Source organism: Hyphomicrobiaceae bacterium (assembly GCA_041397645.1).
In the GTDB taxonomy this organism is placed as follows: domain Bacteria; phylum Pseudomonadota; class Alphaproteobacteria; order Rhizobiales; family Hyphomicrobiaceae; genus Hyphomicrobium_B.
In genome coordinates this window covers 1,865,470-1,890,809 of the sequence record JAWKWE010000004.1, presented here as the reverse complement: position 1 = coordinate 1,890,809, position 25,340 = coordinate 1,865,470, and the positions used below count along the sequence as shown (strand labels likewise).

Below are 25,340 nucleotides of genomic sequence, written 5' to 3'. Positions count from 1 at the left end.
GAACGAAGACTGAAGCCGCAATTCATCTGTTGTTCATCTGGCTCAGCCAGAGGGGCGCAATCTGGGCGAATAATAGCTGAACCCATGCGCACTTTGTCGCGTGCGTGGGCACTTTTGTGCGATTTGCTGCCGGTGGGCTGAAACGGCCACACGGCGGCGCGCGAGGTTAGATTTAAATTTTCTGGTAGAGCTGATAGGCAGCGATCATGAGCACGATGGCGAGTGCCGTCCGCAGCATCCAGTCCGGTAATCTACCGGTCAGCCGAGCGCCGAGCGCGATGCCGGGTATCGAACCTGCCAGCAACATGGCGAGCAACAGCAGGTTGACGTTGCCCATGCTCGCGTGACCCGCGCCGGAAATCAACGTCAGCGGAATAGCATGGACGATGTCGGTGCCAACCAGCCGCCGTGTGATAAGCCGCGGATAAAGCGCAGACAGAACCACGACGCCGATGGCACCTGCCCCCACGGAGGTCAATGTCACCATCGCTCCGATGGTTAGACCGAGCAGGAAAGTCGGCAGTGGGCGGACCGGCGTTTCGGCATGGTCGCCGTTTATCTGCAACTTTCCTCGGGCCAGCAGTGGATAGAGCGCTATGGCAAGGGAGCTGAAAACAAGTGTCACAGCAAGGCTACCCTTAATGAAACGCGAAATGGCCTCCACGTCGGGCTTCAGGTAGCCCAGCAGGAGAAGCATCGCGATAGCGCCGGGGACGCTCCCGAGGGCGAGCCAGCGAACGATTGGCCAGTCGACGTTGTTCAAAGAGTGATGGCGCGCGGCGGCCGTCGCCTTGGTCAAACCGGCAAACAGCAAATCGGTGCCCACGGCGAGCGACGGCGACAGGCCGACCTGCGAAATGAGAAACGGCGTCATCAGCGAGCCGGCGCCGACGCCCGTCATGCCGACGAGGAAACCGACGACGAATCCGCCCGCGATGACGATGGGCCAAAGCTCGATGAGTGAAGTGTCTAGCATGTGGCTCTGGCGGCTCGTTTCTGGATGGCAACTTGGTTAGGGGAGTTTTTCAGCGCGCGCAATCAGTTTGGTCAATGCAATGCAACGAGAAGCGGTTGCAGAGCGAGCCGAACGACAACGCAGGCTGCGCTGATCGTGAGCAGAGATTTCGCATCAGATGCCCGGATCCATGCCGTCATCGACGGGGGGAGGCGGCTCTATGGCGACGGCTACACCGGCTGCACGCAGCAGGATTGCTGCTTCATTGGCGCGTCGCGTGAATTCTTCACGGTCTGCCGGGCTCAACGAGAGGTCGCGACAAAGTCCGTTAGCCAGCATTTCGCGCGTAAGGATGAAGTGGCCATCGACCAGCGCTTCCGCCTTGGCTGTAACGCTTGAGGCGATGCCACCTGCAATCGACGCGCCTGTGACAGCATCGACGATCATCAGCGTACCGGTTTCAGGAGTATCGGTGAAAACGTCGATGGCGGCAGGCCGGCCAAGCGAGATCTTTGCGATGGCAATGTCGTTGACCGAGCATGTCGATGCAGGATGAGACGACATGGTCTCAAGATCAAGGAGCGCCTTGATCTCGATGTTGGAGATAGGAATGAGGTCGGTGACTGTGCGCAGAAGATAACCGGCGCGCGGATCGAACGAAGTTTCCGAAAGCCACACAAAGCGGCCTTCGATCGTGTTGGCTGCGACAGGCTTGGCGTCGGTACGCGCCATGACGGCGCCGCGTGAAACGTCGATGTCATGATCGAGCTGCAGCGCCACCGCCTGCCCGGCCTGTGCACTTGGCAAGTCGCCGTCCATTGTGGCGATCCGGATCACCTTTGCCGTTTCGCCCGAGAGCACGTCCGTCAGCTCGTCGCCAACCTTGACCTCGCCCGATGACACGGTTCCGGCCAGTCCGCGAAAATCGCGCCCGTCGCGCAAAACGGTCTGCACAGGAAGGCGGAACACGCCGTCGAAGGCGGTGCCGTGGCTTGGCACTTTTTCCAGATGCTCCAGGAGCGTGTCGCCCTTGTACCAGGGCATAGAGGACGTGCGCGTGGAAACGTTGTCGCCAAATACGGCTGAGAGCGGAATGGCGATCGCTTCCCAAAATCCGAATTTCCAGCAAAGTGTGCGGAAGTCGGCTTCGATCTTCTTGAATACGTCTTCGGAGTAGTCGACCAGGTCCATCTTGTTGACGGCAAGGACGACGCGCTTCACGCCGACAAGATCAAGGATGGCGGCGTGACGGCGGGTCTGTTTCTTGACGCCCGCGCGCGCATCGACAAGGAGAATGGCGACATCCGCATGTGATGCACCCGACGCCATGTTGCGCGTGTATTGCTCGTGACCGGGGCTGTCGATGATGACGAAGCGGCGCGTATCGGTATCGAAGTACTTCCACGCAATGTCGATCGTGATGCCCTGCTCGCGCTCGGCAACAAGGCCGTCGAGCAACATGGAAAAATCCGGAAGGTCGGTGCCTGCAGCTTTGCGGCCGGATCGGCGAACGTTCTCGCGCTGATCTTCATAGAGGTCCGAAGCATCCCAAAGCAGCCGTCCGATCAGCGTTGATTTGCCGTCGTCGACCGAACCGCAGGTGAGCAGGTGCACGATGCCGTTGAGGTCGCGATGGAAGGCATGAGCAGGCTCGGCGGGAGCAGCGGATTTTGGAACGAGCGCAAGAGCCGACATCAGAAATAGCCTTCCTGTTTCTTCTTCTCCATGGCGCCGGCCTGATCGTGGTCGATCAACCGTCCGACACGCTCGGAAGTCTGCGCGTTGATGGTCTCGGCGACGACGCTTTCCAATGTGTCGGCGTCGCTCTCGATCGCTGCGGTGAGCGGATAGCATCCGAGTGTGCGAAAACGGATCTTGCGCATCACGACCTTCTCGCCGTCCTTCGGTTGCAAGCGGTCATCGTCCTGCATGAGCAGCTGACCGTTGCGTTCGATGACGGGACGTTCCTTGGCGAGATAAAGCGGCACGACGTCGAGCTTTTCACGCAGGATGTAACGCCATACGTCTTTCTCGGTCCAGTTGGACATCGGAAACACGCGCACGGTTTCGCCAGTGCCGAGCCGTCCGTTCAACAGCCGCCACATCTCCGGGCGCTGCTTGCGCGGATCCCATCGATGGCCGGAAGCGCGGAACGAGAAGACGCGCTCCTTGGCGCGGCTGGCCTCTTCGTCGCGACGCGCGCCGCCGAAGGCTGCATCGAACCCGTACTTGTCGAGTGCCTGCTTCAGCGCCTGGGTCTTGAGAACATCAGTGTGGATGGAGGGCGCGTGATCGATTGGATTTATGCCGCGTTTGATCCCATCCTCATTGGTATGAACGATCAGGTCGAGCCCGAAATCTGCCGCCGTCTTGTCGCGGAAAGCGATCATGTCGCGAAACTTCCACGTCGTATCGACGTGCAGAAGCGGAAAGGGCGGCTTTTGAGGCCAAAACGCTTTGCGCGCAAGATGAAGCAGAACCGTCGAGTCTTTGCCGATCGAATACATCAACACCGGCTTGCGGAACTGGGCAGCAGCCTCGCGGAAGATGTGGATGCTTTCGGCTTCCAGCAAATCGAGATGTGAAGGTGACGCGGTCATACGCGCGATCCTTTGTCGTTGCGGGCGTGCAGGCCGCACTCCTTAGCGTTTTCATTCTCCCACCACCAGCGGCCCGCGCGGATGTCTTCGCCGGGTTTGATGGCACGTGTGCACGGCTGGCACCCGATGGAGGGATAGCCCTGCGCGTGCAGCGGGTTCACCGGAACCTTGTTTGCGGACACGTACTCTTCGAGTGCCTGCAAGGACCAGTCGGCAATAGGATTGAGCTTGATCAGTTTCTGAAGAGGGTCGTAGATGGCAAACGGCACTTCGGCGCGGCCTTGGGATTGCTCGCGGCGCAGTCCCGTGATCCAGGCCGATGCGCCTTCCAGCGCGCGGTTCAGCGGGCGCACCTTGCGGATTTCGCAGCAGGCTTTGCGCGCGTCGATCGAATAGCGAAAGCCCATGATCCCGTCTTCCGCAACGAGGTCTTCAACCTCCTTTGCGTCGGGAAACACAACCCGGATCTTGATGCCGTAGCGGCCCTCGGTCTCGAAAAGCGTTTCGAGCGTTTCTGGAAAATGCCGGCCGGTGTCGAGCGTGAAGACATCGACCCTGGCTTCGCGGGTCGCGATAGCGTGGGTGATGGCTTGGTCTTCGATGCCAAGGCTGGACGAAAAGGCGATGCGGCCGGGTATGAACTCGGAGATGGCGTCGATGCGTGCTTCCAGTGTCGGCAGGTCGCGCAACAGCGCATCGAGCCGTTCAGCTAACGCGACAGCATCGGCTTCGGCGAGATTGCCGCCAACAGCTTTATCCGCGCGTGCCACGGCGGCAGCGGGGCGATCGATCAGTGTCATGAGTCTCCTCCGGGTCGGCTGAAACCTAGTGGGAGACCATTCCACATGGAAGGGGGTTCGGTAAATAAAAACGGAATTTTATTCCAGATGACGGCTTGCAATGGAATTTTTTCTCGTTTTTTGCTGCCGAGGAATGTGCTTGCGGGCCTGCTGCGTCAATCCTTGCCGTCATCGAGCTTTTGGGCGTGTAACCCAAGCGTTCAGGCCCTTGGCGGCGTGGAGCCCCGAGCCAAATGCGGCCTGGATCAGATAACCGCCCGTGGGGGCGTCAAAGTCAAGCATTTCGCCTGCCGCGAACACCCCTGGCAGAGCGGTCAGCATCAGAGCCTCGTCGCATGATGCGGCAGCAATGCCGCCGGCTGTCGAGATCGCGCGTTCAAGGCCAGCGAGGTCCGTAACGGTCAAGGGTACGTTCTTGATCCGCGCACAAAGGGTCGCGGCGTCACGAGGTACGGGACCGGCTTCTCTTACGAGCGCTGCTGCGGCGGGACTTAAGCTGGCAGCCTTACGCAGCAGGTTGGTCCAAGTCGATTTCGGCGGTGCGACGGAGAGGTTGTGGGTCAGGCTGTCCGAGCTGAGGTCGGGGCGCAGGTCGAGTGTAACGCGCGCTGGGCCTGCCTGCAGGCCATCGCGGATATAAGGAGAGAGTGCGTAGAGGGCCCCGCCCTCCAATCCCGATGCCGTGATCAGGGCTTCTCCCTTCTTCGTGTGACCGCAGACAGAGACGGCGATACGCTTCAGCGGTTTGCCTGCGTGCTTGGCCATATGATCGGACCACGCGATACGCACGCCGCAATTGGAGGGCTGAAGCGGCTCAATCGCGACGCCAGTTCCTTCCAAAATGTGAACCCAATCACCATCAGAGCCCAAACGCGGCCAACTCGCCCCGCCAAGCGCGAGCAGGACAGCGTCGGTATCAACGGTCTGCTTTCCGTCTGGCGTGTCGAAGTTCAACGTGGTTGGCTTTGCACCGAACCCGCGCCATCTCCAACCGGTCCGCAAAACGACACCGAGGTCTCCCAACCGCTGCAGCCAAGCACGCAGGAGCGGAGAGGCTTTCATTGCCGTGGGAAAGATCCGACCGCTGGAGCCAACGAACGTCTCAACGCCCAAGCCGTTCGCCCATTGGATCAGCCGCGTCGGCGGAAATGCTGCTAGAGCGCGCACGATTTGGCCCGCAGGATCGTGATAGCGTGTCAGAAAGGTCTGAAAATCCTCGCTGTGCGTGAGGTTCAGGCCGCCGCGCCCTGCCATCAGAAATTTGCGCGCAGGCGACGCCATCCGCTCATAGACCGTCACATTGTGACCTTGGCCTGTGAGATATTCCGCAGCGAATAAGCCCGCAGGCCCGGCACCGACGATCGCGACGTTTCGAGACAAAAGGGCGGCGTTCGCTTGCGGGTCGCCTGGGGACCCGTTTACCACGAGCCGGTATTCGCCATCGATGCCCACGGCTCTTGCGGCGGCAACGCAGAGCCCTTCTGGAGCAACTCGACAGAGATGAGGTCCGGCGAGCGCACGAACGCCATATAGCCGTCGCGTGGCGGACGGTTGATGGTAACGCCGGCAGCTTTCAGCTTGGCGCAGGTCGCATAGATATCGTCCACCACAAAGGCTAGATGGCCGAAGTTACGTGCCGATCCGTAATCTTCCGCGTCCCAATTATAGGTCAGCTCCAGCATCGGGGCCTTTTCGGCTTGCGCGCGCGCCTCGTCTTCAGGGGCAGCCAGAAACACCAGCGTAAACCGGCCGCCGGGGTTATCGATGCGCCTGATCTCCTTCATGCCGAGCTTATTGCAATAGAAGTCCAGGCTTTGATCCAGATCGCGGACGCGGATCATGGTGTGCAGGTAGCGCATTGTACGAGGTCTCCGATCGATGTGGCTCCGGGGCGGGTGGGGTTGGCACCCTTTCCAGGTGAGCTAACCCGCTTGGCGTGCCCCCGGCAAGAGAGGCTCATCAAGCCCTTGCGACACTTCGTTGTTGTGGACCTTAAGTCGATTGGGGATCCTGACTTGCGGCACCCGCACCACAGTCAAGATCGCGGCTGTCGTCAGCAGCATCCAAGCTGCGTCAGCTTGACGATTTGCGGGTTGTGGATTTCCTCAGGCCGGGTCATTCAAGCGCTCCGCTCGGTCGCATCAAAAGCAGAAGATCTGGGCGCGAATCGCGCAATAAAAGCGAATCACCCAGGTGCGCGATTCGCACCGTTTTGAGCTCGCGAACCTGTGAATTACTCGGCCTAAGTATGCGAAAGCTTGGGTTATACTCAGGCTTTAAGTTTGCGGGATTTTTGGCCGTTGTTCCATGGGCTTAACATGTGTTTTGAATGTGGATCATCAGCCTTGAAGGAAGGTCGTTGCGAACCGTGGCCAAAATCTGACTTCCTTACGCATTAACGAATGGTATTCTCCGTTTGCTTCGCACATGCCGCGTTCGCGAGCGTTGGATCTGAAGAGGGCTCTTCCAGGCCCACGTCATCGGACCGCGACGAGTGCAGAAGTGATTGTTTGAGGTTCAAGACCCAGTAGCGGGGTGTAAATGATGGGGGACTCCAAGCGCCCGGAAATTCCGGGTTTCGATCAACCGTTGATTGGTGGATCGGAGCGATTGGATGATGCTGGCCTCGAGGTTTTCGAGGTTGCTGGAATGATCAAGTGGTTCGATGCATCCAAGGGGTATGGATTCATCGTTCCTGATAATGGACTGCCTGACATACTTCTTCACGTGACGTGCCTGAGGGCCGGCGGTTTCCAGACCGCCTATGAAGGTGCGCGCGTCGTATGTGAGGTGCTCAAACGTCCCAAGGGAATGCAGGCTTTTCGCATTCTCAGCATGGACGAGAGCACGGCTATTCATCCCTCTCAACTTCCTCAGCGCACCCACGTCGTGGTGACGCCCGAGAGCGATTGGGAACGGGCCTATGTCAAATGGTTCAACCGCGTCCGCGGATTTGGCTTCTTGACACGCGGCGAGGGAACGCCGGATATCTTCTGCCACATGGAGACGCTTCGCCGTTTCGGTTTCACCGAACTTCGGCCGGGGCAGATCGTCCAGGTGCGCTGGGGTTATGGCTGCAAGGGCTGTATGGCCGCTGAGCTTCGCCCGGATGGCGTGCCGGTAGGATTGCCGTCGCGCAACTAAAGGCGCGATTGTGCTGTCGTGAAAGGCAGACGTATCGTGGCAAACACTTTCTCGAAAAGGGCCGCTTTTCGCGCGGCCCTTTTTGTTATCCTGGGGGCCGGCATGGCAGCCTTCTTCTGGATCACGCCCAGTGCGCTCGCGCGTGGGCAGACGGAGCATCTCGATATCCTGAAGGCGACTGGCGATCTGGTCGGCTTTACGGTGGAGGTCGCCAATAGCGATCAGGAGAAGGCCAAGGGCCTGATGTTCCGCACCAAGCTCGCAGATAACGAGGGGATGCTGTTCCCTTACGGTCGTGAGCAGGAAATCACCATGTGGATGCGCAACACCTACATCCCTCTCGATATGGTCTTTATCAGGCCTGACGGCACGATCCATCGCATTGCGGCTCGGACCCAACCGTTTTCTGAAGACATCATCGCCTCTGAAGGGCCGGTATCGGCTGTGTTGGAAATCGCAGGCGGCGCGGCTGAGCGTTTGGGGATCAAACCAGGCGATAAAGTGCGCCATCCTGCATTCACCGCTGCGAAGTAAAGCGCAAGCACTACGAGGAGATGGCGCTGGCGGGAGCGCATCCCTCTGCAATGCCGTGTTACATTGCCATCGGTTCGAGCGTTCCAAGCAACGCAACCAGGGCGATGACGATTCCTCCGAGAGCGGTTTCGATGGTGATGCTCGCAGCCAAACCATTGGCGCCAGAGGTTCGCGACACGCGAGGTAGAAAGTAGAAGCGGTTTAACAACGCGCAGACCAGCATGGTCAGCACCGCCGCGATCTTTGCCAACAATACGCAGTTATAGGATGCGGTAAGGTCTGTCGGCACTTTGCCGAGGATGAGCCATGTGTTGATGGCCCCTGTCAGCCCGACGATACAAACGGCTATCACTCCAGCAGGGGAGAAGCGCCACAGCATAAGCTCGGCGGCATCCGCTTCTTGCTGTAATGGCCGCCTTCTCAAGATGTACGCCGCAGTGAGCAGGGCGACCAGCGCGCCAACCCAGAAGCTTCCGCTCAGCACGTGCAGGACATGATTGAACTGATGGAGAGTGCCTGTGACGCTCTCGTGCATCGCAGCGTGACCCGATGCAGCAAAACTAGCCAAAAAGAGCCCCGCCATGAGGCTTGCCCATCCGAGCGTGCGGTGACTGGCACGTCCGCTTATGAGGATCGCTGCGGTCAACAAAGCCAACACCATGCGCACCAAGGCTGCCCGACCGACCTGTGTCGCCGTTGCAAAAAGCTCCACCGTTGCGGGAGAGAGCGCGTCCTGCCAGCTTTCACCCACGTTCGCCGTCTGCACAGGCAGAGCAAGAATTGCCGAAGTCCCCAGGATAACGGCTGCAACGCGCAGAACGGCGCGCAATCTCATTTCTAACGCAGGGACGTTTTGAGCTGGCTTCAACAACAGAAAAGTCGCCGTCGTTCCGAAGCATATCGCTCCGGCCGCGAGCATCGCTCCGCGCAGGATCGTGAAGACCTCGGCCGGATCCATCAAGGTGCTATCGAGAACTGATAGCTGCCCTTCATCTTATGACCGTCCTTTGAAAGAACGCGCCAGTTGACGGAGTACGTGCCTGCGGTGTCAGGGATGGTCACGGGTGCGTCGACGACGTGGTCGTCGCTCTCCTTGCCGTGAGAGAGAGCGCCAGTCTTGATCTCGGCTTTGTCGGGCGCTGTGATCGTGACCGCACTGAAGCTGAGTTCGATCGGCTCGGAGAACGTCAGCGAGATATGTGATGGCGCGGCTTTGACCTTCGCATTCTTCTCAGGATCCGAGGCTTTGAGATGTGCGTGCGCAAGGGCCGCTCCCGAGGCGCTCATCAAGCACAACGCGGGCAGCGCAAAAACGAGTAACCGTCGCAAGAACATTTTGGCTAAATCCCAGGTGCAACGTTAGAGGTGGCCGCGCGCATGGAAGGTCTCCTTGCGCTTTTCAGGTCGTGGGTGGGCCTGTACTGGGGGCACCCTAGCGCGGGAGGGGACCAATGAACAGACGGGATAGGGGTTCCTGGGGCGCGCGGCGGGCTGCCCCGCGGTTTCGGCACTAGAAAAAATCGCCCTAGGACCGCCACTCCCGGGTCAAATTGACGGTTTGATATCCGGTCGGCAAGTGGTAGTAAGCGGCTGCTTACTCGCAAGTCGAAAAGTGGTGTCGGGGCGTAGCTCAGCCTGGTAGAGCATCTGCTTTGGGAGCAGAGGGTCGCGTGTTCGAATCATGTCGCCCCGACCAATTCGGCAATTTCAGAGTCGGTACTGCCCGCTGCAAACCGTCTTAACGCTGACGGAGTGTTGTCGGCGCGGGTCGGGTACGCAGGTTAGGCGCCAAGCGCCAGCTGATGAACGGCGTGGTGATGATGCTGAACGCGATGATTGCGGGAAGCAGATACGATGCGATGCCGCTCAGGGCGGGTACTGACAGCACGGTAATAGCGCCGACACCGAATACCACTGCATTCACCATCAAAGCCAACGCAAACGCTATGTAGGCTCGTGTCGTCATGGTTTTGTCCTCCTGGCGTTTCAACGCAGTTCGGGACGAAGCGTTCCTGTCGGTCGCGCGCATGAACGTCACGCGGTCTCGTGTGGTGCTTGCGAAAAAGAAAAAGCGGCCCCTCGGGGACCGCGGTGGCGCAACCGTGCGGGTGATGAAAAGAAGTTGGGCGGAGCGTGGGGAAAGCGGGGCCGCATCCCGCTTGTTTCCCGCTCGCTCCGCCCGTTATCCGAAGCGTCGATGTGGCGCTAAGGAGGAGCCGCCGTCGAGGCTTCGAATTCTTGGATTGGTGTTCGTTCAATTCGCCGTGTTTATTTCATCGCTTGTTCGAGAGGTCCGTTTTGACAGATCGGCCCGCTCCCCAAGCGGGGCGTCGGGGAGCGGGCCCTGCGCGTCAATCAACCTTTTTGAAGAAGGCGTCGGCGCGCATTCCAGGGATCAGGGGGACATCGCCTTCCAAATCGATGGTGACTTCGCGAACTTCCACGTCGGTGGGACGGCGGGCGCCACGCAGTGAGACCTTGGGTGCGGCCAGTGTCGGAGCCATCTCGGCGACGGTGCCGGAGAATTCCTGACCTGGGTATGCGTTGCTCTTTACGATGACCTTGGAACCGACCTTCACCTTCGAAACGTCGATCTCGTCGAGTTCGGCCTTCAGGCGGACAACCGACATGTCGCCGATGACAGCCAGCACCTGGTCGGGCGAGGGCGCAACCATTTCGCCAGCCTTGGCCTGCATCTGAAGAATGGTGCCCGATACCGGAGCGCGAATGCGGGTCTTTTCAAGCAGCGCTTCGGCAACGGCCACATCCGAACGGGCGGCCTGCAAAGCACTTTCGATGCGGCTCGGTGCGGGAACGTCGGCCTTGGCTTGAGCAGATGCATAGTTCGCACGCTCCTTGCGCAACTTGGCGCGTGCGCTCTTGAGATGGGCGCGTGCGTCGGAAACGTTTTGTGCAGAGCCCGTGCCGGAACGCTTCGACTGCAACTCATATTCGAGTTCGAACTGTGCGTTGGTCACCTGGCGTTCTGCAGAGAAAACAGCGTCCTCAGCCTTGCGCAGATCTTCGCGCGCCTTGTCGAGAGACTGTGAATCGCGCTCGCGCTTGCGCGAGGCAGCTTCTGTTTCCGCAGCCTGCAACCGCGCGCGGGCTTCTTCATCATCGAGGCGAATAAGCAGCTCGCCTTCTTCGACTTCATCGTTGGCAGAAACCGTAACCTCAGCGATGCGGCCAAGCATACCTGCGGCGACGCGAACTTGACCCGACTTGGGTTCGACGCGGCCGGGCGCTGCGGCGACCCAAGGCAACTCGTTGACGGCCGCCTTCGCGGGTTCGGCCTTGGCAGAGCCGGTGAAAGACATTTCCGGCACGCCGAGCGTCACGGCGCCGAATGCGCCAGCGCCGACGGCGAGCGTAAGTACCAGAGCGCTGGTAAGCAGACGGCCCTTGCTGCGCGTGGGGCGGGGCTGGTTGTTTGAGTTGGTCATTTCAGTGTCCTCCTTAGGATGTCTCAATGTCAGAGCTTGCGGCTTCTCGTGATTGGGGTGCCTGGCGGCCTCGCCGGGCTTGATGTGTCGAACTTAGGGGCATCCTGCGGCGGATGCTGTTTCGCGCGGAACATCAGATGCGGCGGTGGAAAGAAAAGCCGGTTCGACGCTCCGGCCTTGTGTTTGCGAATGCCTTTCTCGTGGTTTGGTGCGCCAAAGAAGATCAAGGCCCCGGCGATTGATCCGAGGCCTTGATCTGTCGCCTCAAAGGGCGGGGAGGTTCATTGGAGGGCGTTAATCACTACTGACAGATCTCCTGGAGGGTCCAGCTCACGATCTTGCAGTTCTGACCGTTGGCGTCGCAGCGGCGGTTGGGCAGGCGCTGGTAATCACAATAATAGTTGCCCGAATGGCCCGAATAACCGTGCATGGGCTTCTTGAATTCATAGGTTTGAATGTAGATCTGCTTGCCGCCGCGGCCGGCCTGGGCGGCGGTGGGAGCGAAAGACATGCCGGCAACGGTGGCAATGGCGGCGGCGATGGCGAGGGTCTGGGTAAAGGTCTTCATGGCTTAAATCCTCCTTAGGTTTGGGTTTGGGCCGTGGCCCCTGTGTGTGTCCGATGAGAGGACTTTAGGGTTCATCCCGCGCCAGGGCTGTTCCGTGGGATACAGGTGCGCGCAGGTCACGGCGAGACCGCCCGAGGGTGCCTGACTGGTATTGGCAACGGGTCCAGATTAATCCGCAGGCGCAGTTATGCAAGCCGCAAAAGCCCGCGCGACGTCCGCAAGGGCCGCTTTGTTACATCGATCGTAAACGTCTCACGCAGTTGTGCGCCGCGAACACGAACGCGAGAGCTGCGAAACAAGAGCCAAACGGCGGCGTACCTCGGGGCATGGATCGCAACGATCCTGATCACAGCCGAGATAACCACGTTCACCAAGACAGGAGACTATCATGAAGACGTTCATCCTCGCCACGCTGCTTTCCGTTTCTGCTTTCGCAGGTGCGGCCAACGCCGGTCTTATGATCGACGCTACCCACGGTCCGATCAGCGTCACCGTATCCGGCCAGTAATGGTCGGATCGTAACGCCGGCCAGTGTATTTGGCCGGCGGTATGCAAGTAGAGATGCCGTGTCGGGGCGTGCATGCCGCCCCGCCGGGCATCTTCAAGATGATCACAGCCTCGCTCTGACGTGGTAATAAGAATTGAAACCACGAGGACGCCGGGCCATGAAGAAAAAACTCTCCACAGCCTTCGCCGTAGCTGCCATGCTGCTGTCGCCGTCCACTCGCGCACCAGCGGAGGACGCGATGGGATCTGCTTTTGACTTCTCATTTCAAAGCATCGACGGAACGCCGATGAACTTTGCTCATTGGCGCGGCAAAGTTCTGCTCGTCGTCAACACGGCATCGTTCTGCGGCTTCACGAAGCAATATGCCGGACTTCAGGAGTTGTGGAGCAAGTATCAGGACAAGGGGCTCGTCGTTATCGGCGTGCCCTCCAATGATTTCGGTGAGCAGGAACCCAAGGCCGAAGGCGAGATCAAGCAATTCTGTCAGGGCGCGTTCGGCGTGACTTTTCCGTTAACTGAAAAGCAGGTCGTAAAAGGCGAAGGCGCGCATCCGTTCTATGCGTGGGCTGCCAAGGTGGGCGGCGGTCCCCCCGCCTGGAATTTTCACAAATATCTGATTGGCAGGGACGGACGCATGTTGCGCGCGTTTTCTTCTCGCGTTGCTCCCAATTCGGCAGAGGTCACGGGAGCAATCGAGCAGGCTCTTGGTGAAAAGGTCTCTGCTGCGCAATAGACCTCGGCAGATATGCGTCACAGTGGCCGCGGCGGCCAATATTGGCCCGTGGCAAGATGAAAGCCTCAATGCTGCCAGCGGGTCGCGGCAAGCCTCGGCGGCTGAGTTTTTGATTTGCGGCCCACCACTGGCCCTCCACTGGCGCGCGCGCGGGATTTGCTTTAGCACAAGCCTGCTGACCGATAGACTTAGCACCTTGAAGAGCCGGTCCGTTGCCGATTGCCTCTAAACTCCGGTCACGGCCGAAGCATACGAAAATGAAAATAAGAACTGGCCATGACCGATAAGAAGTTTACGCGCCGTCAGGCGCTCGGCGTTTCGGCTGCGGGTCTTGCAGCCGCACTCGGTTTCGATCCGCGAGGAGCGCTCGCCTTGACCGGCGTCGACAAATCGGAGCTTGGCGATCCAGTCGCATTCTCTTTCGAAGGCTTGCAGAAAATCGCCAGCGAGCGAGCCCTGCTGCCGTATGTGCCCGTTGCCATACCGTCGCCCGACATTTTGCAGCAGATCGATTATGACCAATATCAGCGCATCCGCTACCGGCCGGAAAAGAGCGTGAGGCTGGAGCCGGACGGCAGCATCCCTATTCAGATGTTTCATCTGGGCAAGTACGCGAAAGAGCCTGTGCGGATGCACGTCGTCGAAGGCGACAGCGCGCGCGAAATTCTTTACAGCGCCAGCCTGTTTGAGATTCCACCCGATCATCCAGCGCATCAATTGAAAACCGGTGCAGGGTTCGCCGGCTTCCGCGTCATGGCGAACGATCTCAAGACGGACTGGTTCGCGGCGATGGGCGCTTCCTATTTCCGGACGTCTGGACCCTATGATCAGTATGGGCTTTCCGCGCGCGGCATCGCGATTGATACCGCCATGCCCCTTCCAGAAGAGTTTCCGCGCTTCTCGCAGTACTGGTTGGAGGGCGGAGAGCACGGCCAGCCGCCGCTGATTATCTACGCGCTTCTGGAAGGGCCTAGCATCACTGGCGCCTATCGCATGACAGCCGATCGGTTGACAGACGCACGCGGCATACATCGCATCAATATGGAAATCGACGCGGTTCTGTTTGCTCGCAAGGATATCGAGCGGCTCGGTGTTGCGCCGTTTTCCAGCATGTTCTGGTATGGCGAGGCAAGCCGCAAGCAGTCCGCCGACTGGCGGCCTGAGATTCACGACAGCGATGGCCTTGCGGTGCTGACGGGCGCAGGCGAGCGCATCTGGCGGCCGATCGCCAATCCACCGCGCGTCGTCACCAGCGCATTTGCGGATCACGATGTGCAGGGCTTCGGATTGCTCCAGCGTGATCGCGATTTCGTTCATTATCTCGATGATGGCGTGTTCTACGAGCGTCGGCCTTCGGTTTGGGTCGAACCGATGGACAAGTGGGGCAATGGCGCGGTGCATCTGGTGGAAATTCCCACCGACGACGAGACCTTCGACAACATCGTTGCCTACTGGGCGCCGGCTGAACCTTTCAAGCAAGGCGATAAAAGACGCTATCGCTATCGGCTGAGTTGGCTCGACGACATCCCGTTTCCTCAACGGCTTGGACGCGCCGTCGGCACGTGGACCGGCATGGGCGGGCGTCCCGGACACAAGCGTCCCCCGGGCGTGCGCAAGTTCGTCATCGATTTTCAGGGTGGAGCTTTCGAAGGGCTTGGCCGCGACGACGGCGTCGAGCTGATAGTTACCGCTTCGCGCGGCGAAATCTCCAACGTCTACAATCACCCTGTGGTCGGGCAGCGTCAGCGTTGGCGTGCGTTCTTCGACATCAAAGCCGAAGGCGCCGATCCGGTAGACATGCGCGCTTTCCTTCGCCGCAACGGCGATACGCTAACGGAGACTTGGATCTACCAATTCTTTCCTGAGAGCTGAGTACGCTGCCAAGCGCGCTTGTGCACACCTTGTTTCAATGACTACGGCTCGCCATCGCGTAAGCGGCATCGGATGCGAGCGATGCCACCCGTGGACACAGGAGCGTACGCGAAAGTGCGTCTTCCAGATCCTGCTGCGAGCGTGTCGGGATGAACAAGCCGTTGGTCTCATTTGCCATACATGACGCGGTCGTGGCTTCGCTCGGTTCGCCCTCCATGCTGACGACGTGGATGGTCAGATCGTGGGCACGCTCTTTGAGCGCCCGGGCGGCGGCACAAGGATCGCGCCCGCATGTCTCATCGCCGTCCGACAGAACGACGATGACTGCCTGGCGATGTCGGTAGTCGAGAGCTTCAGCCGCCGTCTCGACGGCCAGCGAAAGCGGCGTGCCGCCATCGGTGGTAATGGCGTCGATCTCCGTCAGGATGCGGCTGGCCGCGTTGGATTGAACGGGAACCTTCAAACTGACGTTCGAGCATTGATCGGAGGTGCCTGGTCCGAACGTCAGCAGTCCCAGGCTCCGCGTCTTTGCCGATATGGGAACGATCTCGCGCGCGACGGAGCGGGCGACTTCGATCCTTGAGCCGCCGCCTTTCGATAAGTGGGCCATCGAACCGGAGGCATCCATGACGATCATCGCGTCATTCGTGCATCTGGTCTCAAAATCGGTATTGGCCGGTTCCGGTTCGTGCGCGGCGGTCCCGATGCCGTCGGGCGGGGCATATTGTTGAGCGGAAGCAGGCGATGCGGCGGCAAACAAAGCAGCCAAGCCCGCGAGAGCGCACACGGCAGCAATGCCACCTCGTAAACGCGCGATTTGAAGACCTGTCTGCATGATCAGCCCTCTCCAAACGTCGTAGTTCGTTCGATCAGTAGGGCGGATTTTGTGCGACGCAGCAATAAGGGTTGCGGAAATGCTGCTATGCACTATCGCCAGAGCGACAGGTTAGCGCGGGTCTGGCGAGGCAGCGGGTCAGTTGGCCGGGCCGAGAACCCGGTCTTCAATGGCGGTCTTGAGGTCGTGAAGATCCGCGCGCAGCTGGCGTTGCAGGCCTGCGCGGAATACCAGCGCAAGGGGTGAGAGCAGGCGGGCACTCATCGACATGGGACGAGCGACGAACATCAGCGTCAGCCGCGTGCCCAGCGGATCGTCACTGAAAACATGGTCGATACGGTAACGGGCGCCGTGGTTCAGCCCGCCAAGTGCAAAATGGAAAGGCGGCTCGAATTCAAGAACCGAGATCTCGCTGGTGGCCGAAGAGCCGTTGATCTGTCGCGTTGCGTTGAAACGCGCTCCTGCGCCGATCGGCTCGCGCGTCAACAGCTCTGTGGCTTTCACCGCGGAGACAACGCTCGGCCACGAGCGTATGTCGGTCGCAATTTGGAAGGTCAGAGCGCGGGGCGCGCGAATGATCTCCTCGACGATGATCTGCATCCAACTATCCGACCTTGAACCTGCTGCGTCCCCGCCGACCCCTCTTACAACGTTTCGAGGGTGCAGCGGATGCGACATACGCCTAATACAGATGCATGGCCAGCAGCGCATGAGCCCATCGGGGCTCGGCAGGTTGTCGAACGCCAGCAGCAGATGTTGCGGGCCCGAATAACGCGGGCATCTTCCCGGCCGTGCAACAGGCGGAAGTTAAACACACTTTCTAAAGACGCATGTCGCTTCAGTGCGCCGGCCCGGTTTCGATGGGGAGAGAATCTTCTGCACCCCATTCGGCCCAACTTCCGTCGTAGACCGCCGCATTGGTCTGACCAAGAACAGCAAGCGCCAGCGCTAGCATGGACGCGGTGACGCCCGATCCGCATGTCGTCACGACCGGCTTTGTCACATCGATGTCGACGGCCTTGAAGAGAGCAGCAAGTTCCTCAGGCGACTTGAAAGTGCCCTGCGGTGTCAGCAGCGTTTGAGAAGGGATGTTCTTCGAACCCGGGATATGCCCCATGCGCAAGCCGGGACGTGGCTCGGCATCGCGGCCTTCGAAACGTCCCGCCGGCCGCGCATCGACGATCTGAGCGCCGGGCTTTTTAATCAGCGCCTTCATTTCATCAATGTCGCGCAGGAGCTCGGTGTTCTGCAACGGCGAGTAATGGCGCTCGGAGCGCCGGGGGGCGGGCCCATCCTCGGTCGGGCGGCCTTCCGTCTTCCATTTTCGCAGCCCACCGTTGAGAACGGCAACGTCTTGATGTCCCATGGCGCGGAACGTCCACCAGACGCGGGCGGCCGAGAAGATGCCGCTCGTGTCGTAGACGACGATGCGCGCGCCATCACCTATGCCCATTTTCTTCATCCGCGACGAAAATTTGACGGTAGACGGCAGCATGTGGGGAAGGTGGGATTTTTCGTCCGACAGATCGTCGATATCGAAAAAGATCGCGCCGGGAATGTGCTCGGCGAGGTATTCGGCCTTGGCGTCGCGGTTGGCCGTCGGCAAATGCCAGCTGCCGTCCAGAATGACGAGGTCGGGCGAAGAGAGATGGCTTTCTAGCCAATCGGTTTCGACGATCCAGTTTTTGGCGGAAGTGGGCAAGCGATTTCCCCCGGTTTGTCGTTTTTCGTTGTCGTGTCGCTAGGCTAACGAACGTAAGACCACATAGGCAAAAGTTAAACCTGCTGCAAGGCGATACGTTCGTCGCGAATGGGCAGCGTTGCTCGGGTCTCATGCTCGGGCTGTGATCGCGTTTGACATCTAGGCCGGTTGGGTCTCGCTCGTTTCCACGATAATGCTCCCAGCAGGCGGAGGCGGCTTCGACGGGTGTGTCTGCAAGCTTAAAGCCGCGAGCAAGTTTGCAGTGTGCTGGCGGAACCAATGCTCTCGGGGAACCGATCCAGGTGACCCGCAATGATCCATTTGCTGCGCATGGCCCATCGACCCGGTAAGCCTGCGGGCCTGCGGTTCATTTGCTCGCTAAAGGCAGTCTATTTATCTGATTTACAATAATAAAAATTAAGAGAACGCGCATTCTTCACCCTTGTGTTCAATCGCTGGGCAGAAAGCCGGGTTCTGGCAGCCCCCTTGCAGCTTTCAGCTCGGCGCCGGGCCGAAAGGCGGCTCCGGCTCAATTCAAAAGGGTAGGCTCGAGCCATGATTTTCCGGATCGTTGCCCTCATAATGTTCGCCATTGTGGGAATGTTCTTCTTCAGCGTCGATATCGAGCACGCATTTGCAGCGGTCTTGTTGCCCGGCACGGCGGCCGTCGGCATCCTGCTGATCGGTTCGAGCTGACCCGCAACCTGCTCTTTGGCGTTGCTTTTCGGTCCGACACATCTATATGAAGGGCGCTTGCGCCCCGCATCCGTAGTGGGACGGCCCAGCCATCTGGCAAATGGGCCGCCGAACTGCATTTGCGGGTAGGAACGCTCGGTCGGCTATCGCAGGCGCCGCGCTCCAAGCATGAAAGTCACAATGGCCATAGCCGTGATGGCTGGCGCCGGATTGCGGGCGTGGCGGAACTGGTAGACGCACTGGATTTAGGTTCCAGCGGCGCAAGTCGTGGGGGTTCAAATCCCTCCGCCCGCACCAAGCGCCGCAAGTCGGCAACGCCGCCAAGGCATTGCCGGGCAAGAGTTTGTTTTAGCAGGTGTGTTCGAGCGATCGACTCGGATGCGCCGAGGTCGATTATCTGAGTTTGCTAGGAACGAGAACGATGCAGGTTACGGAAACGGGTCGAGACGGCTTGAAGCGCACGCTCAAGGTCGTGGTCGCAAAGGCTGAACTTGACGAGCGCTTCAAAGGGCGCCTGGACGAGATCAAGGATCGCGTACAGATCAAAGGTTTCCGCAAAGGCAAGGTGCCGTTGCCCCATCTCAAGAAGGTGTACGGCAAGTCGCTTATGGCCGAAGTGCTTGAGCAGGCGGTTCAGGACACCTCCATCGAAGCCATAAAGGAGCGCAACGAGCGCCCTGCAGGCCAGCCCAAGATCGAAATCGAAGATGCCGAAGCCGGTTCGGTTGAGCGCGTCATTAACGGCGAATCCGATCTGGCCTATTCGATGTCGTTTGAAGTGCTACCGCCCATCACGCTTGCAGACTTCTCCACCTTCAAGCTGGAACGTCTGTCCGCCGACGTCGAAGACGCCGACATGGAGCGTGCGCTGAACGAGATTATGGATCGCAACACTACGTTCGAGCCGGAAGAGGGGCGGGTTGCCGAGAATGGCGACATGCTGACTCTCGACTTCGTCGGCAAAATCGCTGGCGAGCCTTTCGAAGGTGGCTCCGCAGAAGACGCCAATCTGGTGCTCGGAAAAGGTCAGTTCATTCCGGGCTTCGAGGAAGGCCTGGTTGGTACGAAGGCTGGCGATGAGCGCACTGTGAAAGCAACCTTCCCGGCTGAATATCCAATGCCAAACCTCGCAGGCAAGGAAGCCGAGTTCGACGTCAAGGTGAAGGCGGTTTCAATCCCGAAGAAGCCCGAGCTTGACGACGCATTCGCGGTTGGTCTGGGCGCTGAGAGCCTCGACAACATGAAGGAGATCGTGCGCGGTCAGCTCCAGCGCGAGCTTGATTCAGCGGCGCGCGTGAAGTTGAAGCGTGAACTGCTCGACGAGATCGATCGCGCTCACGTATTCGATCTTCCGCCCTCGCTTGTCGATTTCGAGTTCGGCAACATCTGGCGCCAGGTCGAAAGCAACATGAAGGCCACCAACAAGACCTTCCCGGACGAGGGCAAGACGGAAGATGAGGCGAAAGCGGAATACCGCAAGATCGCCGAGCGCCGCGTGCGCCTTGGTCTGGTCGTCGGCGAAATCGGCGAGAAGAACAAGATCACCGTCAGTCAGGATGAGTTGCGCCGCGCTCTTGTCGAGCAGGCCCGCCGCTACCCTGGCCAGGAGAAGGTGGTTTATGAATACTACGAGAAGACGCCCGGCGCTCTGGCCGAGCTTCGCGCGCCGATCTTCGAGGACAAGGTGATCGACTTCGTGGTCGATGCAGCCAAGCCGGCCGAGAAGAAGGTCAGCAAAGAGGAATTGTTGAAGCAAGTCGAAGAGGCAACCCAGAAGGATACCGAGTGACGCATTTGGCCGCCTTCGCGCGGCCGAATATTGCGGTATGCTGGGGTCCGCCCAGGTTCTCTATCCCGCTTTGAGCGGGAAGGGGTCTGGACGGTCCCGACGCCCTTCCAGGGCTTCCCCCCATGGCAGTCAAATGCCTCCAAGACAAGTGCAAGGACTATCAAGATGCGCGATCCCGTCGCTACACTGACAAACACATTCTGGCCGATGGTTGTGGAGCAGACGACGCGCGGCGAGCGAGGCTACGATTTGCCTTCGCGCTTGCTGAAAGAGCGCATCATCTTCGTCACCGGACCGGTCGAAGATCACATGGCCGCGTCGATCTGCATGCAGCTTCTTTTCCTTGAGGCCGAAAACCCCAAGAAAGAGATCTCCATGTACATCAACTCGCCAGGCGGTGTCGTGACGAGCGGCATGGCGATCTACGACACCATGCAGTTCATCAAGCCGGATGTCGCAACGCTGTGCATCGGCCAGGCGGCGTCGATGGGGTCTTTGCTACTTTGCGCCGGCGCCAAGGATATGCGCTTTGCGTTGCCTAATGCGCGCATCATGGTTCATCAGCCATCGGGCGGTTTTTCCGGTCAGGCATCGGATATCGAGCGGCATGCTGAAGACATCATTAAAATGAAGCGCAGGCTGAACGAGACTTATGTCAAGCACACCGGCCAGCCGTACGAGACCATCGAGCGCACGCTTGATCGCGACTACTTCATGACCGCAGATCAGGCCAAGGAATTCGGCATTGTCGACAAGGTCCTGCAGAGCCGCGACGAAGTCGAAGGCGGTCTGTTCGAAGGCAAGGCTTCTTAAACTGAGAATTTCGGGGCGGCCCATCGCGCTCTGTGCGCATGGGTCGCGCCATTTCCCGTGAGGTCACGGGGTGCCGCTCTTGAGCGGAACAAAAGTCGTACATAAATACGTACTTTGCCGTAGCCGAAGCTCCCCCAAGTGAGCAGCGGTGTTGCTTCTGTGGAAAAACAGTGTGGCAATCCCGCCGCTGGCCCACTGAGGCGCCATCTGCGGCGTTAATCCAATCTTGATCTGGTGAACCCTAGCGTGCTCAGATCGGATTAGAAGAGATTCAAGTGCCACGCGGCTGGCCGAGCCGCTCGAGCGCGCGAATAGCGGGCCAAATGGAGAACGTCCGGCATCGGCGGCTCTCCGATAGGAAACAGGAATGGCTCAGGAAAAGAACACCCTCTACTGCTCGTTCTGCGGGAAGAGTCAGCACGAAGTCCGCAAGTTGATCGCCGGACCGACAGTGTTCATCTGTGATGAATGTGTCGAGCTGTGCATGGACATCATCCGCGAGGAGAACAAGAACACTCTCGTCAAATCGCGTGATGGCGTTCCGAGCCCGCAGGAGATCTGCACGGTGCTCGATAGTTATGTGATCGGTCAGGGCCACGCCAAGCGCGTGCTCTCGGTCGCGGTGCACAATCACTACAAGCGTTTGAATCACGCCACCAAGAACAACGACGTCGAACTGGCTAAGTCGAACATCCTGCTTGTCGGTCCGACGGGTTCGGGCAAGACGTTGCTCGCACAGACGCTGGCGCGGATTCTGGACGTTCCCTTCACGATGGCGGATGCAACGACGCTCACGGAAGCTGGTTACGTCGGCGAAGATGTCGAGAACATCATTCTCAAGCTGTTGCAGAACGCCGATTACAATGTCGAACGTGCGCAGCGCGGCATCGTCTACATCGACGAGGTCGACAAGATTTCACGCAAGTCCGACAATCCTTCGATAACGCGCGACGTCTCCGGCGAAGGTGTGCAGCAGGCGCTTCTGAAAATAATGGAGGGTACGGTTGCATCCGTGCCGCCTCAGGGTGGCCGCAAGCATCCTCAGCAGGAGTTCCTGCAGGTTGATACGACCAACATCCTCTTCATCTGCGGCGGCGCGTTCGCTGGTCTTGAAAAGATCATTTCTCGCCGTGGCAAGGGTTCCTCGATCGGCTTTTCGGCCAAGGTCACCGGACCCGATGAGCGACGTACGGGCGACATCCTCCGTGAGGTCGAGCCTGAGGATCTGCTGAAGTTCGGACTGATCCCCGAGTTCATCGGACGTCTGCCGGTCATCGCGACGCTTGAAGACCTCGACGAGACGGCGCTCGTGCAGATTCTGACGGAGCCCAAGAACGCGCTGGTGAAGCAGTATCAGCGCCTGTTCGAGATGGAGGACGTCAAGCTCACGGTGACGCTCGATGCGCTCAAGGCAGTGTCGCGCAAGGCAATCGAACGTAAGACCGGCGCTCGGGGTCTGCGCTCCATTCTTGAGGGCATCCTGCTGGACACGATGTACGATCTTCCCGAGCTCAAAGGCGTGGAAGAAGTCGTCGTCGGTCCGGAGGTCGTCGAAGGTGGTGCACGGCCGCTGCGTATCTATTCCGAACGTGCCGAGGAGAAGGGCTCTACGGCCTGACGCCACGGTTCTTTAAGGTCCCGAGAGCGGACAAAAGGTGTGGCTGGCGGCCACTTGATATCGGATCGCCGGTCCCCATTTGTTCGGGGGAGATTAACCAGCTCCGGTCGATGGAGAACAGGTATCTTTCCCGCGCTTTATGTCGAGAGCGTCTGGCGGCAGCCATATTGGGGCCGTCTTGCGTGTCAAGGTGGAATGAAGCGTGACATGGATGCCCCGTGTTCCATTTGGAATGCCGCATCCGGCCAGAATGGATTGTGAAAATGAGCGAAGAGAAAAAGACCAAGGAAAAGGCGAGCAAGGAGCTTTATCCGGTCCTGCCGCTGCGCGACATAGTGGTCTTTCCATACATGATCGTTCCATTGTTTGTCGGTCGCGAAAAGTCGATCGCGGCGTTGGAAGAGGTCATGCGCGCCGACAAGCAGATCCTGCTCGCCGCTCAGAAGAATGCCGGCGACGACGATCCTGCGACGGACGCGATCTATGAGATCGGCACGCTCGCATCAGTGCTGCAGCTGTTGAAGCTTCCCGACGGAACCGTGAAGGTTCTCGTCGAAGGCAGCACGCGCGCCCGTGTCCTGCGTTACACTGACAATACGAGCTATTTCGAAGCTGAGGTCGAACGGGTGCCTGAGCAGCCCGGCGCGAAGGAAGAGTTGGAAGCGCTGGCGCGTTCTGTCGTTTCCCAGTTCGAGAGCTACGTGAAGCTCAACAAGAAAGTTTCGCCCGAGGTTCTGGGAACCGTCAGCCAGATCGAGGATTACTCGAAGCTGGCCGATACCATCGCCTCGCATCTGGCGGTCAAGATTTCCGACAAGCAGGACGTGCTCGAAACGGCCACCGTTTCGGAGCGGCTTGAGCGCGTCTACACGCTTATGGAGAGCGAGATTTCCGTTCTTCAGGTCGAGAAGAAGATCCGCTCGCGCGTCAAGCGCCAGATGGAGAAGACACAGCGCGAGTACTATCTGAATGAGCAGATGAAGGCCATCCAGAAGGAACTCGGCGATACGGACGAGCGCGATGACATCGCGGAGTTCGAAGAGAAGATCGAGAACACCAAGCTGTCGAAGGAAGCCAAGGACAAGGCTCTGGCTGAGCTCAAGAAGCTCAAGCAGATGAGCCCGATGTCGGCCGAAGCGACGGTGGTGCGCAACTACCTCGATTGGCTGCTTTCGATCCCGTGGGGCATCAAGGGCAAGGTCAAGAAGGACATCGTGGAGGCGCAGGCCATCCTCGATCAGGAGCACTATGGCCTGGAGAAGGTCAAAGAGCGCATCCTCGAATACCTCGCCGTGCAGGCGCGCACGAATAAGCTGAAGGGGCCGATCCTGTGCCTCGTCGGACCTCCCGGCGTCGGCAAGACGTCGCTCGGCAAGTCGATCGCGAATGCGACGGGCCGCGAGTTCGTTCGCATGTCGCTCGGCGGCGTGCGCGATGAAGCGGAAATCCGTGGACACCGCCGCACTTACATCGGCTCGATGCCCGGCAAGGTCATTCAGTCGATGAAGAAGGCGAAGCGCACCAATCCGCTCTTCCTGCTCGATGAGATCGACAAGATGGGCCAGGATTTCCGTGGCGATCCGGCAGCCGCGCTGCTGGAGGTGCTCGACCCTGAGCAGAACAACTCGTTCAACGATCATTACCTGGAAGTCGATTACGACCTTTCCAACGTGATGTTCGTCACAACGGCCAACACGCTGAACATTCCCGCGGCCCTGATGGACCGTATGGAAATCATTCGGCTGGCTGGCTACACGGAGAACGAGAAGCTCGAGATCGCCAAGCGGCACTTGATCCCCGAGCAGTTGACGGCGCACGGTCTGGAACCTTCCGAGTGGATCGTCGAGGACAGCGCTATCGCGCAGGTGATCCGCCGTTATACGCGCGAGGCTGGCGTCCGCTCGCTCGAACGCGAGATGGCAAAGCTCGCACGTAAGGCCGTCAAGGAGATCCTGACGTCGTCCAAGACCTCGATCGTGGTCACGGCGGAGAACGTTGAGCAGTACCTGGGCGTGCCCAAGTACCGTTACGGCGAAGCCGAACTTGAGGATCAGGTCGGTATCGTCACCGGTCTTGCCTGGACGGAAGTCGGCGGCGAGCTCCTCACGGTCGAAGGCGTGATGATGCCTGGTAAGGGCAAGATGTCGGTTACCGGCAACTTGCGCGACGTGATGAAGGAATCAATCCAGGCCGCAAACGCCTACGTGCGCGCGCACTCGCCTGAGTTCGGCATTCATCCGTCTCTCTTTGAGAAGCGCGACATCCACGTGCACGTGCCGGAAGGCGCGACGCCCAAGGATGGACCTTCCGCAGGTATCGCCATGACGACTGCGATCATCTCGGTGCTCACCGGCATCACGGTACGCAAGGATGTCGCCATGACTGGCGAGATCACGTTGCGTGGTCGCGTGTTGCCGATTGGAGGATTGAAGGAAAAATTGCTCGCCGCTCTGCGCGGCGGCATCAAGACCGTCATCATCCCCGAAGAGAACGTGAAGGATCTTGTCGAAATCCCCGACGAGGTGAAAGCCAAGATCGAAATCGTTCCTGTCTCGCGTCTCGAAGAGGTGCTGAAGGTGGCATTGGTTCGTACACCTGAGGCAATCGTCTGGGACGAGGCAGCCGAAGCGGCACTCGAGGCTCAGGAAAAAGACAAGGGCGGATCGCGGATTACCGCGCACTGACGTTCGCCGGAATTGGTGTTGTGCGAAAACGTTAACCCCGCGC

At 59.4% G+C, this 25,340-nt stretch carries 23 protein-coding genes and 2 tRNA genes; 11 read left to right on the top strand and 14 right to left on the bottom strand.

Features of this window, described 5'->3' with window-relative positions; translation table 11 throughout:
- Nucleotides 1–172: 172 nt before the first annotated feature.
- The 6 genes from R3D51_08775 to gloA all read right to left on the bottom strand — a co-directional run bounded on the left by R3D51_08775 (nucleotide 173) and on the right by gloA (nucleotide 6,214).
- A complete protein-coding gene (locus R3D51_08775; GenBank protein ID MEZ5899571.1) occupies nucleotides 173–976 on the bottom strand; it encodes a sulfite exporter TauE/SafE family protein in 804 nt (267 codons plus the stop codon).
- A 153-nt stretch (nucleotides 977–1,129) separates the two neighbouring features.
- Nucleotides 1,130–2,650, bottom strand: a complete 1,521-nt coding sequence (locus tag R3D51_08770; protein ID MEZ5899570.1) for a GTP-binding protein — start codon at nucleotides 2,648–2,650, stop codon at nucleotides 1,130–1,132.
- On the bottom strand, nucleotides 2,650–3,555 hold the full coding sequence (gene cysD, locus R3D51_08765; protein ID MEZ5899569.1) for a sulfate adenylyltransferase subunit CysD: 906 nt from the start codon (nucleotides 3,553–3,555) through the stop codon (nucleotides 2,650–2,652). The genes R3D51_08770 and cysD overlap by 1 nt, the downstream gene beginning before the upstream one ends.
- Complete coding sequence (locus R3D51_08760) at nucleotides 3,552–4,355, bottom strand: phosphoadenylyl-sulfate reductase (GenBank protein ID MEZ5899568.1); 804 nt, start codon at nucleotides 4,353–4,355, stop codon at nucleotides 3,552–3,554. Before R3D51_08760 ends, cysD begins: the two co-directional genes overlap by 4 nt.
- Nucleotides 4,356–4,523: 168 nt before the next feature.
- Complete coding sequence (locus tag R3D51_08755) at nucleotides 4,524–5,735, bottom strand: TIGR03862 family flavoprotein (protein MEZ5899567.1); 1,212 nt, start codon at nucleotides 5,733–5,735, stop codon at nucleotides 4,524–4,526.
- 38 nt (nucleotides 5,736–5,773) lie between these two features.
- Entirely contained in the window at nucleotides 5,774–6,214 is a 441-nt protein-coding gene (gene gloA, locus R3D51_08750; protein MEZ5899566.1) for a lactoylglutathione lyase, read from the bottom strand.
- 685 nt (nucleotides 6,215–6,899) lie between these two features.
- Here gloA and R3D51_08745 point away from each other — a divergent pair.
- Both R3D51_08745 and R3D51_08740 read left to right on the top strand, forming a co-directional pair.
- Complete coding sequence (locus R3D51_08745) at nucleotides 6,900–7,499, top strand: cold-shock protein (GenBank protein ID MEZ5899565.1); 600 nt, start codon at nucleotides 6,900–6,902, stop codon at nucleotides 7,497–7,499.
- Between the two features lie 102 nt (nucleotides 7,500–7,601).
- Nucleotides 7,602–8,033, top strand: coding sequence for a DUF192 domain-containing protein (locus R3D51_08740; protein MEZ5899564.1), 432 nt, complete (start codon nucleotides 7,602–7,604; stop codon nucleotides 8,031–8,033).
- A 58-nt stretch (nucleotides 8,034–8,091) separates the two neighbouring features.
- Here the strand turns inward: R3D51_08740 and copD are convergent, their stop codons facing one another.
- Both copD and copC read right to left on the bottom strand, forming a co-directional pair.
- Nucleotides 8,092–8,991 (bottom strand): copper homeostasis membrane protein CopD, encoded by a 900-nt coding sequence (gene copD / locus R3D51_08735; protein MEZ5899563.1) that lies wholly within the window; start codon nucleotides 8,989–8,991, stop codon nucleotides 8,092–8,094.
- A complete protein-coding gene (copC, locus tag R3D51_08730) occupies nucleotides 8,991–9,368 on the bottom strand; it encodes a copper homeostasis periplasmic binding protein CopC (protein MEZ5899562.1) in 378 nt (125 codons plus the stop codon). Before copC ends, copD begins: the two co-directional genes overlap by 1 nt.
- 284 nt (nucleotides 9,369–9,652) lie before the next feature.
- On the opposite strand from copC, the gene R3D51_08725 reads away from it, so the two are divergent.
- Nucleotides 9,653–9,729: transfer RNA gene (locus tag R3D51_08725), tRNA-Pro, on the top strand.
- Between the two features lie 42 nt (nucleotides 9,730–9,771).
- On the opposite strand, the gene R3D51_08720 is transcribed toward R3D51_08725, so the two are convergent.
- From R3D51_08720 to R3D51_08710, 3 genes are all read right to left on the bottom strand, one after another.
- On the bottom strand, nucleotides 9,772–9,999 hold the full coding sequence (locus R3D51_08720; GenBank protein ID MEZ5899561.1) for a hypothetical protein: 228 nt from the start codon (nucleotides 9,997–9,999) through the stop codon (nucleotides 9,772–9,774).
- 385 nt (nucleotides 10,000–10,384) lie between these two features.
- Entirely contained in the window at nucleotides 10,385–11,479 is a 1,095-nt protein-coding gene (locus R3D51_08715) for an efflux RND transporter periplasmic adaptor subunit (protein MEZ5899560.1), read from the bottom strand.
- A 301-nt stretch (nucleotides 11,480–11,780) separates the two neighbouring features.
- Entirely contained in the window at nucleotides 11,781–12,047 is a 267-nt protein-coding gene (locus R3D51_08710; GenBank protein ID MEZ5899559.1) for a hypothetical protein, read from the bottom strand.
- A 665-nt stretch (nucleotides 12,048–12,712) separates the two neighbouring features.
- Between R3D51_08710 and R3D51_08705 the strand changes: the two genes are divergently transcribed.
- Together R3D51_08705 and R3D51_08700 are read left to right on the top strand one after the other, a co-directional pair.
- Complete coding sequence (locus R3D51_08705; protein ID MEZ5899558.1) at nucleotides 12,713–13,288, top strand: glutathione peroxidase; 576 nt, start codon at nucleotides 12,713–12,715, stop codon at nucleotides 13,286–13,288.
- 276 nt (nucleotides 13,289–13,564) lie between these two features.
- Nucleotides 13,565–15,160 carry a glucan biosynthesis protein D gene (locus R3D51_08700; protein ID MEZ5899557.1) on the top strand — a complete coding sequence of 532 codons (1,596 nt, stop codon included), beginning with the start codon at nucleotides 13,565–13,567 and terminating at the stop codon, nucleotides 15,158–15,160.
- 34 nt (nucleotides 15,161–15,194) lie between these two features.
- Here R3D51_08700 and R3D51_08695 read toward each other — a convergent pair whose 3' ends face one another.
- The 3 genes from R3D51_08695 to sseA all read right to left on the bottom strand — a co-directional run bounded on the left by R3D51_08695 (nucleotide 15,195) and on the right by sseA (nucleotide 17,697).
- Entirely contained in the window at nucleotides 15,195–15,995 is an 801-nt protein-coding gene (locus R3D51_08695) for a VWA domain-containing protein (GenBank protein ID MEZ5899556.1), read from the bottom strand.
- A 138-nt stretch (nucleotides 15,996–16,133) separates the two neighbouring features.
- Nucleotides 16,134–16,595 carry an SRPBCC family protein gene (locus tag R3D51_08690; protein MEZ5899555.1) on the bottom strand — a complete coding sequence of 154 codons (462 nt, stop codon included), beginning with the start codon at nucleotides 16,593–16,595 and terminating at the stop codon, nucleotides 16,134–16,136.
- Nucleotides 16,596–16,833: 238 nt separating this feature from the next.
- The gene (gene sseA, locus R3D51_08685; protein MEZ5899554.1) at nucleotides 16,834–17,697 is read right to left on the bottom strand and encodes a 3-mercaptopyruvate sulfurtransferase; all 864 of its coding nucleotides are present in this window, start codon (nucleotides 17,695–17,697) and stop codon (nucleotides 16,834–16,836) included.
- A 555-nt stretch (nucleotides 17,698–18,252) separates the two neighbouring features.
- Here sseA and R3D51_08680 point away from each other — a divergent pair.
- The 6 genes from R3D51_08680 to lon all read left to right on the top strand — a co-directional run bounded on the left by R3D51_08680 (nucleotide 18,253) and on the right by lon (nucleotide 25,297).
- Entirely contained in the window at nucleotides 18,253–18,393 is a 141-nt protein-coding gene (locus R3D51_08680) for a hypothetical protein (GenBank protein MEZ5899553.1), read from the top strand.
- A gap of 212 nt (nucleotides 18,394–18,605) precedes the next feature.
- Nucleotides 18,606–18,690 (top strand) — tRNA-Leu (locus tag R3D51_08675).
- A 124-nt stretch (nucleotides 18,691–18,814) separates the two neighbouring features.
- Nucleotides 18,815–20,182: a trigger factor gene (tig, locus tag R3D51_08670; GenBank protein MEZ5899552.1), complete on the top strand. Its 1,368-nt coding sequence runs from the start codon at nucleotides 18,815–18,817 to the stop codon at nucleotides 20,180–20,182.
- A 165-nt stretch (nucleotides 20,183–20,347) separates the two neighbouring features.
- On the top strand, nucleotides 20,348–20,995 hold the full coding sequence (locus R3D51_08665; GenBank protein MEZ5899551.1) for an ATP-dependent Clp protease proteolytic subunit: 648 nt from the start codon (nucleotides 20,348–20,350) through the stop codon (nucleotides 20,993–20,995).
- A 367-nt stretch (nucleotides 20,996–21,362) separates the two neighbouring features.
- Nucleotides 21,363–22,613: an ATP-dependent Clp protease ATP-binding subunit ClpX gene (gene clpX, locus R3D51_08660; protein ID MEZ5899550.1), complete on the top strand. Its 1,251-nt coding sequence runs from the start codon at nucleotides 21,363–21,365 to the stop codon at nucleotides 22,611–22,613.
- A 263-nt stretch (nucleotides 22,614–22,876) separates the two neighbouring features.
- Nucleotides 22,877–25,297: an endopeptidase La gene (lon, locus tag R3D51_08655; GenBank protein MEZ5899549.1), complete on the top strand. Its 2,421-nt coding sequence runs from the start codon at nucleotides 22,877–22,879 to the stop codon at nucleotides 25,295–25,297.
- Nucleotides 25,298–25,340: the final 43 nt, after the last annotated feature.

What these genes read in the sequence shown, in the direction of transcription:
- R3D51_08775 (MEZ5899571.1), bottom strand. Translation starts at nt 976, where the DNA reads ATGCTAGACACTTCACTCATCGAGCTTTGGCCCATCGTCATCGCGGGC.
- R3D51_08770 (MEZ5899570.1), bottom strand. Translation starts at nt 2,650, where the DNA reads ATGTCGGCTCTTGCGCTCGTTCCAAAATCCGCTGCTCCCGCCGAGCCT.
- cysD (MEZ5899569.1), bottom strand. Translation starts at nt 3,555, where the DNA reads ATGACCGCGTCACCTTCACATCTCGATTTGCTGGAAGCCGAAAGCATC.
- R3D51_08760 (MEZ5899568.1), bottom strand. Translation starts at nt 4,355, where the DNA reads ATGACACTGATCGATCGCCCCGCTGCCGCCGTGGCACGCGCGGATAAA.
- gloA (MEZ5899566.1), bottom strand. Translation starts at nt 6,214, where the DNA reads ATGCGCTACCTGCACACCATGATCCGCGTCCGCGATCTGGATCAAAGC.
- R3D51_08745 (MEZ5899565.1), top strand. Translation starts at nt 6,900, where the DNA reads ATGGGGGACTCCAAGCGCCCGGAAATTCCGGGTTTCGATCAACCGTTG.
- R3D51_08740 (MEZ5899564.1), top strand. Translation starts at nt 7,602, where the DNA reads ATGGCAGCCTTCTTCTGGATCACGCCCAGTGCGCTCGCGCGTGGGCAG.
- copD (MEZ5899563.1), bottom strand. Translation starts at nt 8,991, where the DNA reads ATGGATCCGGCCGAGGTCTTCACGATCCTGCGCGGAGCGATGCTCGCG.
- copC (MEZ5899562.1), bottom strand. Translation starts at nt 9,368, where the DNA reads ATGTTCTTGCGACGGTTACTCGTTTTTGCGCTGCCCGCGTTGTGCTTG.
- R3D51_08720 (MEZ5899561.1), bottom strand. Translation starts at nt 9,999, where the DNA reads ATGACGACACGAGCCTACATAGCGTTTGCGTTGGCTTTGATGGTGAAT.
- R3D51_08715 (MEZ5899560.1), bottom strand. Translation starts at nt 11,479, where the DNA reads ATGACCAACTCAAACAACCAGCCCCGCCCCACGCGCAGCAAGGGCCGT.
- R3D51_08710 (MEZ5899559.1), bottom strand. Translation starts at nt 12,047, where the DNA reads ATGAAGACCTTTACCCAGACCCTCGCCATCGCCGCCGCCATTGCCACC.
- R3D51_08705 (MEZ5899558.1), top strand. Translation starts at nt 12,713, where the DNA reads ATGAAGAAAAAACTCTCCACAGCCTTCGCCGTAGCTGCCATGCTGCTG.
- R3D51_08700 (MEZ5899557.1), top strand. Translation starts at nt 13,565, where the DNA reads ATGACCGATAAGAAGTTTACGCGCCGTCAGGCGCTCGGCGTTTCGGCT.
- R3D51_08695 (MEZ5899556.1), bottom strand. Translation starts at nt 15,995, where the DNA reads ATGCAGACAGGTCTTCAAATCGCGCGTTTACGAGGTGGCATTGCTGCC.
- R3D51_08690 (MEZ5899555.1), bottom strand. Translation starts at nt 16,595, where the DNA reads ATGCAGATCATCGTCGAGGAGATCATTCGCGCGCCCCGCGCTCTGACC.
- R3D51_08680 (MEZ5899553.1), top strand. Translation starts at nt 18,253, where the DNA reads ATGATTTTCCGGATCGTTGCCCTCATAATGTTCGCCATTGTGGGAATG.
- tig (MEZ5899552.1), top strand. Translation starts at nt 18,815, where the DNA reads ATGCAGGTTACGGAAACGGGTCGAGACGGCTTGAAGCGCACGCTCAAG.
- R3D51_08665 (MEZ5899551.1), top strand. Translation starts at nt 20,348, where the DNA reads ATGCGCGATCCCGTCGCTACACTGACAAACACATTCTGGCCGATGGTT.
- clpX (MEZ5899550.1), top strand. Translation starts at nt 21,363, where the DNA reads ATGGCTCAGGAAAAGAACACCCTCTACTGCTCGTTCTGCGGGAAGAGT.
- lon (MEZ5899549.1), top strand. Translation starts at nt 22,877, where the DNA reads ATGAGCGAAGAGAAAAAGACCAAGGAAAAGGCGAGCAAGGAGCTTTAT.